The sequence below is a fragment of the Paenibacillus sp. V4I5 genome, from assembly GCF_030817255.1.
Taxonomy (GTDB): Bacteria; Bacillota; Bacilli; order Paenibacillales; family NBRC-103111; genus Paenibacillus_E.
In genome coordinates, this window is record NZ_JAUSZB010000002.1 from 5,841,654 (window position 1) to 5,857,327 (window position 15,674).

A 15,674-nucleotide genomic window follows, 5' to 3' on the forward strand; every position below is an offset into this window, starting at 1 on the left:
GAAAGGATGTCATTTCAGAGATGAGGGCTTCCTATATGTCAGCCACCGTTCTTTCAACGGCTAAAAATTTTATTATGACAAGCGATTCAACCTTTACGCATTCTTACAGAACTTACATCAAGCCGAGGGAATACGGGAAGCTGAAGATGAAATTCTGGTGCAGCAATAACGTAGACTCCACATGGGCGGACGGGTCAGTTTCCAGAGCAAATCTGCAAGGGGGTTCATGGAGAATTGAGGCGGCTTACATTGCTGACGGCGGAAAGCATCCTGACGGAAGTGTCGTTTCGGGCACTCAAGTTCCGTTAACTTACGATTCCTCGTTCTCCAAACTTGTCATACCAGGCGAAATGTTCTGGAGTGATGCCTTAACTTTTACAGTCCCGGAAGGAAATTATTTGGCGTTTACATGGACGATTACGTCTATGGCTGCGGGCCACAGTTTTCCCTTCAATACGGAAGGCTTGCTGGTATCTGCCTATGATGCGCCGGGACATGCTGCTGTTCAAGCGTCATCCGATTTATACCACAAATCTGTCAACTGCTTGGTGCTGCCGGATTTCATAGGCTACGAGCGTGCATGTGCGAAACGCATTGCTTTTCTGGGGGATTCAATTACCCAAGGCGTGCGGACCCGTTTAGATGCTTATGAATACTGGGCTGCACGCATTGCGGAGGGACTCGCGCATTCGTGCAGTGTCTGGAATATCGGTTCAGGATGGGCGAGAGCCTATGATGCAGCAAGCGATGGAGCCTGGCTGTACAAGGCCAAGCAAAGCGATGAAGTCGTCATTGCATTGGGGGTTAACGATATCGGTACTGCGGGCCGAAGTGCGGTTCAAGTGCTGGATGACCTGCAGACCATCGTCGCCAAACTTAAACAGGATAATGCTGCAATGACGATTATCCTGTGTACAGTTCCTACATTTAATTTCACGGATTCACAGGAATTGGCCTGGAGACAGGTCAATGATTCAATACGTCAACATGCCATCCTTGGCATCGATCGCGTGTTTGATATGGCAGAGGTGCTTTCTCAATCAGTATCAAACGACAATCTACTTAAGCCTGCCTACATGGCCTCAGGTTCGGACCCGCATCCTAATGGGGAGGCGGGCTTAGCTATAGCGGATGCATTCCTGTCATGGTATGGGAACAATTGCTGATCTAAAGGAGTATTGAAATGAATAAATTTGGGGTTTCATCCATATTGTTTCAAGGTGACTCGATTACCGACGGAAATCGCGGAAGAAACGATGACTTGAATCATATCTTGGGTCACGGGTATGTGTTTCTGCTTGCCGCGGAGCTAGGCTTGCAGGCAGCCGGACAAGCGCCGCATATTGTTAATCGCGGCTGCAGCGGGAACCGCGTCGCCGATTTGTATGGACGCTGGGAGGAGGATGCGCTTTCGCTGCATCCTGATCTCATCAGTCTTTTAATCGGGGTCAACGATGTTTACGCATGCGTGAACGGGAAGCAGGATTTGGTTCAGGACAGGTTTGTGCGAACATATCGTAGATTGATTGAGGATACGCAGGAACTTCTGCCCTCAACAGCGATTGTGATCTGCGAGCCGTTTCTGCTTCCAGCAGGTCATGTGGGGCAAGATTGGCAAGCATGGCATTCCGAAATGAGCCGGAAACAGGAACAGATTCGTAAAATTACGGATGAATACGGCCTAGACTATATCGATTTGCAGCAAAACTTTACTGATGCCTGCGAGCTGGCGCCCGCGGCTTATTGGCTTTGGGACGGGATTCACCCGACACCGGCTGGCCATGCCTTATTAAAAAATCGTTGGATGGACTTTTATAGCAAACGATTCATGTCTGATAGTGGGATATCAGGAGGAGGGCAAGCGTGTGAGTGAAAAAGAATTGAAGCTCTGGTACGAGCAACCGGCGGTACAGTGGGAAGAGGCGCTTCCGATCGGTAACGGGCGATTGGGCGGCATGGTGTTCGGTGGACAGGTTGAGGAGCGGATTGAATTAAACGAAGATACGCTGTGGTCAGGGACTCCGCATGACGCTCAGCGGCCGCGGCCATTTCCGAGCCTGTCCAAAGTCAGAAGTCTCATTGATCTAGGCAGTTATGAAGAAGCAGAGCAGTTGATCCACCAAGAAGCGTTGAGCTCCTATGCGCAGTCGTACTTGCCTCTGGGAAACCTGATCATTAATCGCAAAAACCCGGGAGAGATTTCGGCGTATAAGCGTGAGTTGTTGCTGGACAACGCCGTTACGCAAATGCACATGTCCAGCGGTGAGCGGAGCTTGTTGCAGACGGCATTTTGCAGTAGCCCAGATCAGGTGATGGTTGTACGGCTCAAAGCGGAGCAGCATGAGCTGATCTTTACAGCTTCGCTGCAGGGCATGCTGCAGGGAGAAGTGATCAGGCTGACGGATAAACATCTGGTGTACAAGGGACGATGCCCCAGTCACGTGGAGCCGAACTACAGGAGTATGGGAGTGGAGCCTCCTATTCTTTACGACGAACGGCCAAGCATTGAGTTCGAGCTGCATCTGGCAGTGCTTGCCGATGAAGGTGAGGTTTCGGTTACCAATCAAGGGGAGCTTACGGTGCAGGGGGCGCAGAACGCAGTTCTGCTGATCACTGCTGCGACGACGTATCCGTCAGTTGAGGACCCGAACCGGCAGCAGAAGCTAAGAGATACCTGCCTCAGCAGAATAGAAGCGGCAAGCTCCAGAGGATATGCCCAGCTGCTTGAGCGGCATATAGAAGATTACCAACGCTTATTTCATAGAGTGGAATTAAAGCTTGGAGACGACCCAAAGCAGTCTGAATTCCCGACAGACAAGCGATTGGAGAGATTTCGCACAGGCGCGGAAGATCGTGGTTTGGTGGAGTTGTTCTTTCAATTCGGCAGATATTTATTGATCTCTTCCTCAAGACCGGGCTCCCAGCCGGCCAATCTGCAAGGCATCTGGAATCGGGAGCTCCGACCGCCATGGTCCTCTAATTTTACGACCAATATTAACGTTCAAATGAATTACTGGCTTGCTGAAATTTGTAATTTGAGCGAGTGCCATGAACCTCTGCTGAAGATGATCGGAGAATTGGCCCTTACAGGAGCGGCTACTGCATCGGAAACATTTGGCTGCCGCGGTTGGGCTGCTAATCATAATACGGATATTTGGAAGCTGTCTAATCCGGTTGGCGAGAAGGACGGAGGCCTCCATTGGGCTTTTTGGCCGATGTCGGGAGCTTGGCTTTGCAGGCATCTATGGGAGCATTATGTATTTAGTAAGGATACCTCCTATTTGCGCCATGAGGCCTATCCGCTGATGAAGGGAGCCGCTATGTTTGCGCTTGACTGGCTAGTGGAGGACGCTTCAGGATTTCTGGTTACGAATCCGTCCACCTCGCCCGAAAATCAATTGATTTCGTCCAATGGTTATATCTCGGCTGTCAGCAAAGCGGCAACGATGGATCTCATGCTCATCTGGGATTTATTCAGTAATTGTATGCAGGCCTGCGAAGTTTTGGAGGTTGATCAGGACTTCCAATCTGCGCTGAGCCAGGCAAGGGAACGACTTTATCCGCTACAGATTGGGCGTTACGGACAACTCCAAGAGTGGATAGAAGATTTCATGGAAAAGGAACCAGGGCATCGGCATATGTCCCATTTGTACGGATTTTACCCGGGGAATCAAATATTGCTTCATGAGCATCCTCAGTTGGCGGAAGCTGTGCGGACTTCACTTCGGAGAAGACTGGAGCAGGGTGGGGGGCACACGGGCTGGAGCTGTGCCTGGATCATTAATTTGTTCGCAAGGTTGGAAGATGGCGAATCATCTTATCGCTATGTACGACAGCTGCTGGAGACATCCGTTTACCCGAATCTATTCGACGCACATCCTCCTTTTCAAATTGACGGCAACTTTGGCGGCACAGCAGGAATCGCCGAGATGCTGCTTCAAAGTCATGCCGATGAACTTAGCCTACTTCCTGCATTACCCACACCGTGGGCTGACGGGTTCGTGAAAGGCTTGCTGGCCAGAGGTGGATTCGAGGTTGAGATCCGGTGGGAGCAGGGGGGATGGATAGAAGTGAGCGTGCGGTCCCTACACGGAGGTTTATGCAGAGTAAGAAGCAAGCAGCCCGTTGATACCGTTGTGTCGGAGGGGGTTATCATCGATTGTCGTAGGATTGATGCTGATCGGATTGAATTCTTTACACAAGAGGGGTGTATCTACGTTTTGCGGTCGTTTGGGACTTAGTAAATAGGCGTTCACTCTATTGAGTGAACGCTTATTATTGTTGTTAGAAGTTTTCCAACACAATCTTTCCTATCGATCTACCTGCTTCCATTTTTTCATGTACAGCACGTAGGTTTTTTGCATTAATTGGTTCTAGGCGTTCAGTTAAAGTGGTTGTTAACTTACCCTTATCGATTAAGTCAGCCAGTTCATTCAGCAGCTCGTGTTGTTTGATGATATCTTTGGTATGGAACATGGATCGGGTAAACATGAGCTCCCATACAAACGTGACACTTTTAGAAAAAAGCAGATCCATATCTAAGCTTCCCGTCCAAGAAGCTTTATCTGCAGGAACGATTGAACAAATCTTACCTTGGGGTGCTATGACCTCTGCCATATTCGCAAAATGTTGCACCGTGTCATTTAAGCAAAATATATAATCGACAGTCTCAAATCCAATATTCTTGAGTTGTGATGCAAAATGGCTATTGTGGTTGATTGTAAAATCTGCCCCTTGATTTATGGTCCACTGGATTGACTCTGGGCGTGAAGCAGTACCTATTACAGTTAGACCTGCTAATTTGGCAAGTTGAGTAGCTATTGACCCTACACCTCCTGCTGCACCGATAATGAGTATGCTTTTATTTTTGTTTTCTTCATCGCTATGTTGGATTCCTAAGCGGTCAAATAACCCCTCCCAAGCAGTAATTGAGGTAAGCGGTAAAGCGGCTGCTTGTGCAAAATCCAAACTCTTCGGTTTGTTTCCCACAATTTGTTCATCTACCAAGTGAAATTCACTATTACCCCCTGGGCGAGCCACACTCCCCGCATAATAGATCTCATCTCCAGGTTTAAACAACTGACATTCAGGTCCAACCTGTTCCACGATACCAGCTACATCCCAACCTAGAATTTTGGGTGATTCTTCTTCATAGTTGTTTTTCTCTCGCACACCCAAGTCGGCAGGGTTGACAGAGATGGCTTTTACTTCAACCAGTAGATTGCGTCCTGTAGGAACCGGTTTTTCAATAGACAGATCAACAAGGCTCTCCGGATCGGATATAGGGAGATATCGGTAAGCGCCGACTGCTTTCATTTTTTGGTGATTAGTCATATTTTTCTTCTTCCTTTCAAGTTGGTATATCGTACGTTTGAATTATATGGTGTATACTTACTTTTAGGAAGTAGGCATAATTTTATTATATAGTACTAAAAATCATACCATTGGAGGGAGATGGCGTAATGGGAGATCGAAGAAACAAATACGGTGCGAGTCCAAACATGGCAGGATGTCCTGTGGAGACAACTCTGGATGTCATCGGGGGGAAATGGAAAGGGATCATACTCTATCATCTCATTGACGGAACGAAAAGATTTAATGAATTTCGACGTCTCAATCCGGGTATTACGCAGTTTATGCTTACACTGCAGTTACGGGAGCTTGAACGGGATGGGATTATTCATAGAGAAGTTTATAAAGAAGTACCGCCAAGAGTGGAATACTCATTAACTGATTTTGGAAAGACGTTGGTACCGATCATAGTATCTATGAAAGAGTGGGGGGAGATTTATAAAATCAGACTTAACGAAATTAGAACGCCGCAAGGGGAAGATGCTTGAATGTTCATAAGGGGAAAGGTTGACCTAGATAAGTCATTGCCATAACGAGGGGAAAGTGCATGAACGAGAAGGATTGTTTGATGCTTCAAATTATTTAAAAAAATTTATTAATGCCTACCCATAGAAGCAGGAGGAAGCGTAAATGTACTCATATAGCGTAACGCAATGGATCTACGGAAATGAAGAATTGGAAACAAGTCTAGTTCGACTGAAAAAGTACGGTTATGACGGTGTGGAGCTTGCCGGGGAACCGGATAAGATGGACCTGGGTGCCGTTCAATCGCTGTTAAGCAAGTACGGTCTGACATGCACCTCCATATGCGGAATCTATACATTGGATCGCGATCTCTCTAGTCCTAATGCGGAAATACGGAGTCATGCCGTTCAATATGTGAAGGCATGCGTCGACATGGCTGCGCAATTGGGGGCTTCTATCGTCATCGTCGTTCCGTCGCCAGTCGGGAAAAGTGGCCCGGATTCGACCTATCAGGAAGAATGGAAGCTGGCAGTCTCCAGCCTTCAAGATGCAGGAGCCTATGCAGAATCGAAGAACATTGTTCTGGTGATCGAGGCGTTAAATCGATTTGAAACCTATTTGGTCAATACGTTAAGCGCAGCTAAACAGCTAGCCCAAGAGGTGGATCAAAGCAGCGTACGAATCATGGCTGATTTGTTTCATATGAATATCGAGGAAAGAAACCATAGATTCGCGCTTCAGAACATAGCTCCCTATTTAGCTCATGTCCATATCGCTGACAACACGAGAGAAGCGGCCGGTTTAGGCCAAACCAACTTTGAAGATGTATTTAGAACTTTGCAGGAGCTCGGATACCAGGGATGCATTACAATGGAATTTATGCCGCCGGTATCTAATCCGTATATGACGGCTCAACAAAGCGAATCCAGCGCACTTAATGATCAATATACACAACAAGCAATCTATCATATCAAGGGCATCGTCAGAGCTTTGATGAAATAATGGTCTGGATAACTGAAGTTTGCGGACGAATGCGTGAGAATGGGGCTTACAAATCGTGTAAAAAAGGGCAGCTTCTCAAGTCGAATGCCGACTTAGGGAGCTGCCCTTGGCTATAAAACAGTTTGATCCAATAAAGGTATGAAATGTTTGGCTGCAGGTGAGAAATGTTTATTGCGATGATAAACATAACTGATTCCTCTAAGAAATTTGATTCCTTGGATAGGGACCTTAACTAGCAAACCATGATTAATTTCCTGTTGAATAGCAAAGTTAGAAACAATAGAGACTCCGAGGTTATGGATGACGCCTTGTTTGATGCCTTCCAAATTACTAATTTCCATATATTTAGGAGGGGTGAACCCGTGCTCTTTAAATTGATCTTCTAAGTAAATTCGTGTAGCAGATTTATCTGGTTTTAAAATTAATGTTTCGTTAACCAGATCCTCTAGCGAACAATCCTGCTTCTGTGCCAGTTTGTGTGATGGATTAACGATAAGAACTAGCTCATCCTGATAGAATGTTGTCCGTTGATAACGAGTTTCATCAATCCGTACACGATCAGAAAGAATCAAGAAATCAACTTTATTGGAATCCAACATGTGAATCAGATGGTTGGAAGATGTAATATTCATGTTTCGTAATACCGAACTGTAATTCTATACTTGGAGCAAATGGAAAGTTCGCTTGATAAGTGCGTGTAGTAAGTAGTTTCATTCGGATTAAGTGTAAACACTTCATGAATATTAGCCGTTTTAGGAATACCTGTGATCAGATAACCCCCCAAAATTTCCATTAAAGCGATGTTAGTTGGATCATTATTTAGCATGGTTACTTGCATAGTTTCAGTAGTAGATCCCTCAATTGATAATGTTTTCTTGTGTTCCTAAGGGACCAGTAAAATTAATCGATGCCAAATTGTGCTGTCCAGCAAAATAATTGTTTTCAATAAAAATGTTAGATCCCCCTAGATCCGAATAGACAGCATTTCCGAATATATTATTATTGAATAAATAATTTTGTTTAACTTGGGTAGTTGTCAGGCCATTAGAGTTTACATATATGCCATAAGAATTATTTCGCACAATATTGTTTTGAATCCAGAACCCAGAAAAACTCTGGAAAGAGAAAGTTCCTGGTCCAACTGTTTCAAATAGGAGTCTATTTACTTGAAATGTGCACCTGCTCTTCTTTTAAGACATTCAAAAATAAATGAACTCACCATCTTGGGGGATAAACACCGAATCCAATGCACGATGTTTCTCTAAATACGAAAAAAGATCTTTTCTTGTTAACGTGCAGTGACGAATTGCATCCATATGCACGGCTACAATTTTAGACGAGGGAGATACCTGTAAAACTTTAATGATATCTTGAGGGGTCATAGTGATAATAGAACCCAACAGCAGCTGAGCTCTTGGCGTATTTAAGATACAAACCCGAGGTTGATACTGCTCAAAAACTTGGTTGATTTGATCGGTGAAAATGCAATCTCCTACAATGTATAAGGAGCCCTCATCTGAAGTACTCAGAATATATCCGGATACTGGACCAAGCAGTTTAGATACGATTCCCTTTGCGTGCTGGCCACTAATTCTCCTGAAATCAATTCCGCACCATTGATGGGTATCATCTATTGGATAAACGTTATAGAAACCACAGGATTTAATATATTTTTGATCAGCAGGTTGGCAAAAGACGGGGACCTTCTTGTTTAGAACGGTCTTTGCTGTTTTATCGAAGTGGTCAAAGTGTAAATGAGTTAATAGTATAGCATCGATATTATCAAAAGTATCCAATGTTACGGGGAGAGGTACGGATGGGTTTCTGCGTAAAGTCCTTGTAAAAGGAACTGGAGGGAGCTGTCCCACATCACTTAACATAGGATCGACAAGAATTCTTTTGCCGTTCATTGTAACAAGTGAGGTTGCATTACGGATATGTTGAATAGAAAAAGACATGGCTATCATCTCCTAATTATTGAAATATTGTACCCTAAATAATACCGACCGGTCTGTTTTATAAATTAACACAGCGATCGATATTCTGCAAGAAATTTTTTCCACCTAGTTGAGAGAATCTTATGTAATTTTGATTGTTTTTCAAAAAGTAGTATGCTATTTTAAGACCAAACGGTACTTTTTTGATTGGAGGTTGTACCATGCGTAAGGGTCAACTAACGAAAGAACATATCATTCGTGAATCTGCTGGTCTTTTTAATACAAAGGGATATACAGGTGCTTCCCTATCTGAAATAATAGATCGTTGCGGTATACGCAAAGGCGGGATTTATAATCATTTTGAAAATAAAGATGAAATTGCTCTTGCTGTCTTTGATTATTCATTCTCGCAAATTCTAGGGTTTCTCACCAAGGCACTAGAGAATGCATCCAACTCCAAAGAGAGACTGTTGGCCATATGCAAGGTGTATATCGATATCATTGAAACTAATTCCTTGGAAGGAGGATGTCCCATATTAAATACAGCGATTGAAAGCGACGATGGACACCCTCATCTCAAAGAACGGGCTCAACATGCGATGAAAATTTTTATTGAGAAGCTAACCTTGATCATTGACAATGGCATTGAGCATCAAGAATTTAGAAAAGATATAGATACTGAAGAGGTTTGCAGCTATATTATTGCTGTGGTAGAAGGCGGCGTTATGCTGAGTAAATTATTTGATGATAGCAAGTACATTCGACATTGCGCGAGTAATGTTAGGCAATATATCGATGATCGAATGCTGATCAAGTAAAGTGTGTAAACAGCTTCAAACACTGCGGTTGAATAATCATCTAAACAAAAACAGGGGCCTGCTGCAGCAGGTCCCTATTTTGTTCATCTATTAGAGCAGACTTTTGTTAGAGGTACGAAAGTCATTTACACAGTTTCTGTATCATATATCTTTTAGAATGAGTATTAAAGAACGCCATCCATGAGAGGAGTCAATGAAATGGAAATTCCGAGACGGCATCAAGGTTCGTACGGAAATGTGCCTCAGCCCATCCGAAATGACGGTGCCGGAGGGATGGATACCGGTCCCCGAGATGTTATGAGGGATATTGAAAACCCTGATATGCTGGTTCCGCCTGTAACGGATTCTGGCTTGCTCCCTAACATGAAATTTTCATTCTCTGACACTTCTATGACGTTAAATCACGGAGGGTGGTCACGGGAAATTACTGTTAGGGAACTACCCATTGCGACCACACTTGCAGGTGTAAATATGAGCTTGACGCCCGGTGGTGTCCGGGAATTGCATTGGCATCAACAAGCAGAATGGGCATATATGATTTTGGGACGGGCGCGAATTACGTCAATCGACTCAGAAGGGCGAAATTTCATTGCCGACGTTGGCCCGGGCGATCTATGGTACTTTCCTCCGGGACTGCCACATTCCATTCAGGGGTTAGAACACTGCGAATTCCTGCTCGTCTTCGATGATGGTAACTTTTCTGACCTAAACACTTTATCGATTTCCGATTGGTTTGCACACACGCCGAATGAATCCATCTTCTCGGTTGAATGATGTTGTAGAAAGTGCAACAATTCTGCCAAGATCTCGCCTATTTCCCCTCGATGTTGCAACAATTTAGCCCCATACAGGCCATTTCGCGACCAATGGGCTCAAAATGTTGTACGAACCGCAACTTTAACTTGCAAAATAGTCTTTTGACGTGTGTATTGTTGTAGAAAATACAACATGTGTAACCACGATACCGATCTACCTTCTCAAAGCTGCTGAACGACTCTAAAATCGAATTTTGGAGTTATGTATCGAATTAGCGATCGTATCAATGGACATTAAAAAAAGATGACTCCCGGTGAATACCGAATACAGGAGCCATCTTATAACAATATATACCTGAGAACGGCTTTATTCACAAACTTAATAAAAAGGGAATCGCCATATCCGCAATGCGTCGATGCCCAGTCTCGTTCGGATGCAAGCCATCTGAAGTAAAGCAGGGCAGCGTCAGCTTATTAATCCCGCTTTGTTCATAGAGATTAAGGACAGGGAGCGCATACAGACGACCAATATGTTGAATGGCTTCAACATAATCGGATAAACGGTGCCCGACAGCGTTGATATAGAAGATGTCATAACCATCTTTATCCCGCTGCAGCGGCGTCCACAAGCTTAGGCGGCAGCGTGGATTTTTCACCAAAATATCTTCGATAAGGGTCGTATAGGCTCCGTAAAATGTATAAATATCGGTCGTACCGATGTCGCCAATTGGTTTATCCAAACGAAAATCATTCACTCCTGCGAAGACGGTGATGCAATCCAAGGAAGCATCTATCTTTTTGCCGACATGCGTCGTAGCTCCGTAATCGCGGTCGCCTCCGGCAGTCATCGGACAGCCGCTTTTCCCATAATTGATGACGCTCGAAAAGCCTAGAGCAGACTGAATGAGAGGCTGATATCCCCCTGCCTCCGTAATGCTGTCACCGAGTGTTCCCCAAGTTTTTCCTACCCACTTACTTTGCACTTTGAACACTCCCTATACTAACATTCTTCATCAAATAAAACGGCACCTACGGCAACAGTTTGATCCACATCGGGTTTACCCGGCCGTTCCCCAAGCCATGCACCCTGCGCGACCAGCTTGTTCTGCAGTTCTAAGATCGGAACCTCGCGGAAACCAATGCCAGCGAAGCTTGCCATAGCTGCCGCGATACCTGCGGCCTCTCCCATGGCAAAGCAGTTAGGCATAACGCGAAGCGAGCCTTGAACAGGGCGGTCGGACGAGACGGATCGTCCGGCTACGATTAGATTCGATTTGCCTTGTGGGAGCATGCAGCGATAAGGTACGCCATGGGATTTGCCTTTAGGCAGATGCTTGATCGTCATCGTGCTGTTGGCGTTTGCCAGATGGATATCGATAAAGTACGAATTGCGTGCGATATCATCTTCGAACGTCCGCATCGATAAGAAGTCCTCGACTACGAGGGTATAGTCCCCCTGGATTCGGCGTGTTTCGCGGATGCCGATCTGGTCGCCGGAGTGAACGAGGAAGATATGCTCAAAACCAGGCACATATTTGCGTAAAAACCGGATCTGCGTGTCGATTAGCTTCCGGCCCTCGATCGCGGCACGGGTCAAATCCTCCGCTTTCGTGCCGTCAATGTCGAAGATATGACCGAAATTAAAACCAACAACGGAATCGGAAATCCAAGCCATGCCCGATATCCGCTTACGTCCCTCTGGGAGGTCGCCGTTTAGCTGCGCTTCAATAACGATGTTTTCCAGCTGCTTATGCGCTCCTGTCTCCTGAAGGAATTGCTCAAAGCGTGTTTTGTCGGCACCGGTAACCACATAGCACATGGTACCAGGCTGCAGCTCCCCTTGCTCTCCTCCAACTTGAAAAGGAACGCCTGCCAGCGCGGCGAGATCCGCATCGCCCGAAGCATCGATGTATAGTTTAGCTTGGACGACGGATCGTCCGGATTTATTGCTTATGACTAGCCCGGATATCCGATCGCCATCCAGCAGTACCTGATCCGCTACCGTATGGAACAATACCTTTGCTCCGCTAGACTGTACTTCTGCGTCATATACGCGTTTAAGCGTTTCCACATCGATTGGAACCCAGTCCAACTGTTCCTTGTAACGTCGCATAAAGTCATCACCGGCAGCGTGCTTCATCTTCTCGAGCAGATCAAGTCCGATGCCGCGAATGACAGGCTTCTCCCCATCGGTATAAGGGCAGAAGGCAGGAACTAGCGCAGCGGTCCCCATCCCGCCTAAGTAGCCTCTTTGCTCAATTAATAGCGTATTAGCGCCATTGCGGGCTGCTGCAATAGCTGCTGCAATGCCTGATGCGCCGCCTCCAACGACAACCACATCGGGGGTGTAACTAACTGGAAGGCTCTGCGATGGTATCGTAACGGTTTGAATGTTTTTCTTCGTCATGCTGATATATTCCTCCTAAGTGTTAAGTGTCATTGCTTTCATTATAGATTCCTAGCATGGAGGAACTAGTTTAATTTTAGTTTAATCTAAAAAGAGGACATGATATGATAACTGAACGAATAACAAATCCTGACTACTATATATCGAGGTGCAGCCCTATATGCCTACCCGCAAGCAAGTTACGTTAAAAACGATTGCCAAGGAGCTTGGGTTGACTGTACAGACCGTGTCTAAAGCGCTAAAAGGTAAACCTGGGATGTCGGAAGCTACCAGACAGCTTATCGTCCACACGGCCGAGAAGCGGGGTTATTATACAATGGATCAGATTCGCAGCCTGAGGCTCGATCGCATCGCTCCTTATCCGAGCGAACGAAAGCGCTTCCTTTTGGTGCAAACAGCTGAATCCGTGGCCTACAATCGGCTATTGCTTCAAGGACTCCAAGATCGATTCTTTTCCTTCGGCCATCGAATCGAGCTGCTCATGCTGCCGCAAAAGATCAAGAAGGAACATATGGACAATTGGATCGAAGAAAGCGGAATGGCCTATGCGGACGGCATTTTCATCGCTCCAAGCATTGTGCCTAAAGCGTGGGAGCCTGCTCTGTTTGGGCTGCAGCTGCCACGAATATTGCTCAGCTTTCCTCCTCCAGGAGTGAAGATTGACAGTGTGATTTGGGATATTTACGAAGCTACTTTTCAAGCGGTAACCTATCTGCGAAGCCTTGGGCATGAGCGAATTATGTACGTGGGAGATATCCATTTGCAGCGTGGATTTATTTTGCGCTGGCAAGCCTTCTGTCACGCGATGAATATGCTCGGTGTCGAGATCGACCCTTCTAAGCATTCCATCGGTGAACGGACCAACCAAGCGCAGTGGCGTGAAGAGCTGCTGCAACGAATGGAACATTTTACACCAAGCGCCATCATCTGCGGAATTGATCATGAAGTTGCGGTTGTATATGAGTTGTGTAACGAGCTGCAGTGGCGAGTGCCTGAGGATGTTTCCTTGGTTGGATTTCTGAATGAACAATCCGATTCATTGCCATTGTTAACCCGACCGCTGCTTTCGATCCGAGAGACCGGTTATCGCGCTGCAGACCGGATGCTGTGGCGTATTGCCAATCCGACGCTGCCATTTGAACACATTCGTATTCAAGGTGATTTTTTTGTTGGGAGTACAACGTCAGTGCCTGCGAACGGCCGTGTTTTTTCTGAAATCAAGTAAATATAGAACCAGAAATCATAAGATTCTCATATGTCCTTGGCTTTTTTGCAAGATATAATAAGTAGATCTGCAGCTAAAGGGAGGCCACACAAGATGTATAAATTAGTCATTGTGGATGACGAGCCGACAGTTCGTTTTGGACTAAGTACCTATTTTGACTGGAATGCTTATGGGATTGAAGTGGTGGGTGATGCGGATGACGGCGACGTTGCGTTAGAGGTTATTGAGCGAGTGAAGCCGGATTTAGTGTTAACGGATGTGCGTATGCCCAATATGGATGGCATTCAGATGTCGAATAGACTTAGTGAGCGATTTCCTCATATCAAAATTGTTTTTGTGAGCGGCCATGATGATGCCGAATATTTGAAATCCGCGCTTCAAGTCAAAGCGGTCGATTATATATTTAAGCCCGTCAATTTGGGGGAGCTGAGTGTGGTGGTTGAACGCTTGGTTCGTACCTTGCAGACAGAAAAGCAGGAACGAAAACTGATTGAGGACATGCAGGTCAAGCTCATTCAGAGCATGCCCTTGCTGCGGGAGAAATTCCTCATGTCATTAATTAAGGAAGGGATCACTTCTCCTGCACGTATACAGGATCGCATAGAATTCCTCGGGCTCGAGCTTCCGCTTGAAGCGACATACTGGGTGATTGCGATTCGCATAGATAATGCGTCTGAGGTTGCACAGAACCGTTCCGAGAGGGATCAGCAGTTATTATCCTACTCTGTCCTTAATATCGTGCAAGAGCTTATTGAGAAAGAGATTGGTGGATACGTCTTTGAAAATCAAATAGGCGAGTTCGTAGGCATTCTTCGGTTGGTGGAGCAGGAAGATCAGGAAAGTCTTTTGTTTACATTAGCCGAGGAAGTCCGCGAAAGTCTCTACAACTATTTGAAAATTAGTGTGACCATCGGAGTGGGCGAACGAATATCGAGGCTAGCGGGCTTACCGCAGTCGTATTCACAAGCAAGAGAAGCTGCTGATCAAAGATGGTATCTCGGTAAGAATCAGGTTATCTCCATAGATAATTTGGAACAGGGTAAGGACAGTATGTACCGCTTTGATCCAGCGCAGAATGAGAGATTGATCTTTTCTCTGAAAGCTGCGGAAGCTGGCAAGGTGCAGGAGGAGCTTCACATTATTTATAGCGCTCTTTCCCGCAATCGTGCAGAAGGTATGCAGTATGGGCGCAACTTAAGCTTGCAGCTGCTGCTGCTTGCAAGCCGAATCTTGCTGGAGCTAAATGTTCAGAAGCAGGGGCTGGAAGAAAAAGAGAATGAGCTTCTGGCTGAGGTTTTTCACCAAGAAACGTTAGGCGATTTAAGGAAGCTTGTGGAGTCCCATCTTATCGAGGTATGTGAGCGAATCGGTGAAAAGCGCAGCGGAAAAGCCAAAAATGTCATTGAACGTATTCGCTCCCTAATCGATAAACGATTCGCGGAAAACCTGCAGGTGGGGGACATTGCGAAGGAAGTGTTCTTATCTACAACCTATCTTTGCCTGCTCTTCAAACAGGAAACAGGTGAAACCATCAACGAATATATGACGAAAGTTCGGGTAGACAAAGCGAAAGAGCTCTTGAAAGATCCAAGCAACAAGTTTTATGAGGTTTGCTATGCCGTTGGTTACTCGGATCCTAGTTATTTCAGCAAAATCTTTAAGAAGTACACCGGACATACGCCGAGCTCATTTCGTGATCATTTCATGTAAAGA

Annotated in this window: 13 protein-coding genes and 1 pseudogene; 9 read left to right on the plus strand and 5 right to left on the minus strand. The window is 45.7% G+C overall.

The annotated features are described in order from the left end of the window. Positions 1-35: 35 nt before the first annotated feature. From QFZ78_RS28680 to QFZ78_RS28690, 3 genes are read left to right on the plus strand one after another with little or no spacing between them, the layout of a single operon-like run. Positions 36-1,166 (plus strand): SGNH/GDSL hydrolase family protein, encoded by a 1,131-nt coding sequence (locus QFZ78_RS28680; RefSeq protein ID WP_307552606.1) that lies wholly within the window; start codon positions 36-38, stop codon positions 1,164-1,166. A gap of 17 nt (positions 1,167-1,183) precedes the next feature. Beyond that, positions 1,184-1,873 (plus strand): SGNH/GDSL hydrolase family protein, encoded by a 690-nt coding sequence (locus QFZ78_RS28685; RefSeq protein WP_307552608.1) that lies wholly within the window; start codon positions 1,184-1,186, stop codon positions 1,871-1,873. Beyond that, positions 1,866-4,241 (plus strand): glycoside hydrolase family 95 protein, encoded by a 2,376-nt coding sequence (locus QFZ78_RS28690; RefSeq protein ID WP_307552610.1) that lies wholly within the window; start codon positions 1,866-1,868, stop codon positions 4,239-4,241. The genes QFZ78_RS28685 and QFZ78_RS28690 overlap by 8 nt, the downstream gene beginning before the upstream one ends. 43 nt (positions 4,242-4,284) lie before the next feature. On the opposite strand, the gene QFZ78_RS28695 is transcribed toward QFZ78_RS28690, so the two are convergent. Further along, on the minus strand, positions 4,285-5,334 hold the full coding sequence (locus QFZ78_RS28695; protein ID WP_307552612.1) for a zinc-binding alcohol dehydrogenase family protein: 1,050 nt from the start codon (positions 5,332-5,334) through the stop codon (positions 4,285-4,287). A gap of 128 nt (positions 5,335-5,462) precedes the next feature. Between QFZ78_RS28695 and QFZ78_RS28700 the strand changes: the two genes are divergently transcribed. Further along, positions 5,463-5,840 carry a winged helix-turn-helix transcriptional regulator gene (locus QFZ78_RS28700; protein ID WP_047680336.1) on the plus strand — a complete coding sequence of 126 codons (378 nt, stop codon included), beginning with the start codon at positions 5,463-5,465 and terminating at the stop codon, positions 5,838-5,840. Positions 5,841-5,982: 142 nt separating this feature from the next. Further along, on the plus strand, positions 5,983-6,819 hold the full coding sequence (locus QFZ78_RS28705) for a sugar phosphate isomerase/epimerase family protein (RefSeq protein WP_307552614.1): 837 nt from the start codon (positions 5,983-5,985) through the stop codon (positions 6,817-6,819). A gap of 110 nt (positions 6,820-6,929) precedes the next feature. Here QFZ78_RS28705 and QFZ78_RS28710 read toward each other — a convergent pair whose 3' ends face one another. Together QFZ78_RS28710 and QFZ78_RS28715 are read right to left on the minus strand one after the other, a co-directional pair. Further along, positions 6,930-7,451, minus strand: coding sequence for a LysR substrate-binding domain-containing protein (locus QFZ78_RS28710; RefSeq protein WP_307552615.1), 522 nt, complete (start codon positions 7,449-7,451; stop codon positions 6,930-6,932). A 567-nt stretch (positions 7,452-8,018) separates the two neighbouring features. Further along, positions 8,019-8,777, minus strand: coding sequence for an MBL fold metallo-hydrolase (locus tag QFZ78_RS28715; protein WP_307552617.1), 759 nt, complete (start codon positions 8,775-8,777; stop codon positions 8,019-8,021). A gap of 200 nt (positions 8,778-8,977) precedes the next feature. Here QFZ78_RS28715 and QFZ78_RS28720 point away from each other — a divergent pair, with 200 nt between their 5' ends. Both QFZ78_RS28720 and QFZ78_RS28725 read left to right on the plus strand, forming a co-directional pair. Continuing rightward, positions 8,978-9,574, plus strand: a complete 597-nt coding sequence (locus tag QFZ78_RS28720; protein ID WP_307552619.1) for a TetR/AcrR family transcriptional regulator — start codon at positions 8,978-8,980, stop codon at positions 9,572-9,574. Between the two features lie 198 nt (positions 9,575-9,772). Next, positions 9,773-10,327, plus strand: a pseudogene (locus QFZ78_RS28725) (cupin domain-containing protein); the annotation flags it as partial. Positions 10,328-10,700: 373 nt separating this feature from the next. Here the strand turns inward: QFZ78_RS28725 and QFZ78_RS28730 are convergent. Both QFZ78_RS28730 and QFZ78_RS28735 read right to left on the minus strand, forming a co-directional pair. Continuing rightward, positions 10,701-11,312, minus strand: coding sequence for an SGNH/GDSL hydrolase family protein (locus QFZ78_RS28730; protein WP_307552621.1), 612 nt, complete (start codon positions 11,310-11,312; stop codon positions 10,701-10,703). 17 nt (positions 11,313-11,329) lie between these two features. After that, positions 11,330-12,736 carry an FAD-dependent oxidoreductase gene (locus QFZ78_RS28735; RefSeq protein ID WP_307552623.1) on the minus strand — a complete coding sequence of 469 codons (1,407 nt, stop codon included), beginning with the start codon at positions 12,734-12,736 and terminating at the stop codon, positions 11,330-11,332. Positions 12,737-12,896: 160 nt separating this feature from the next. Here QFZ78_RS28735 and QFZ78_RS28740 point away from each other — a divergent pair, with 160 nt between their 5' ends. Beyond that, entirely contained in the window at positions 12,897-13,961 is a 1,065-nt protein-coding gene (locus QFZ78_RS28740; protein ID WP_307552624.1) for a LacI family DNA-binding transcriptional regulator, read from the plus strand. A 93-nt stretch (positions 13,962-14,054) separates the two neighbouring features. Continuing rightward, positions 14,055-15,671 (plus strand): response regulator, encoded by a 1,617-nt coding sequence (locus QFZ78_RS28745; protein WP_307552626.1) that lies wholly within the window; start codon positions 14,055-14,057, stop codon positions 15,669-15,671. Positions 15,672-15,674: the final 3 nt, after the last annotated feature.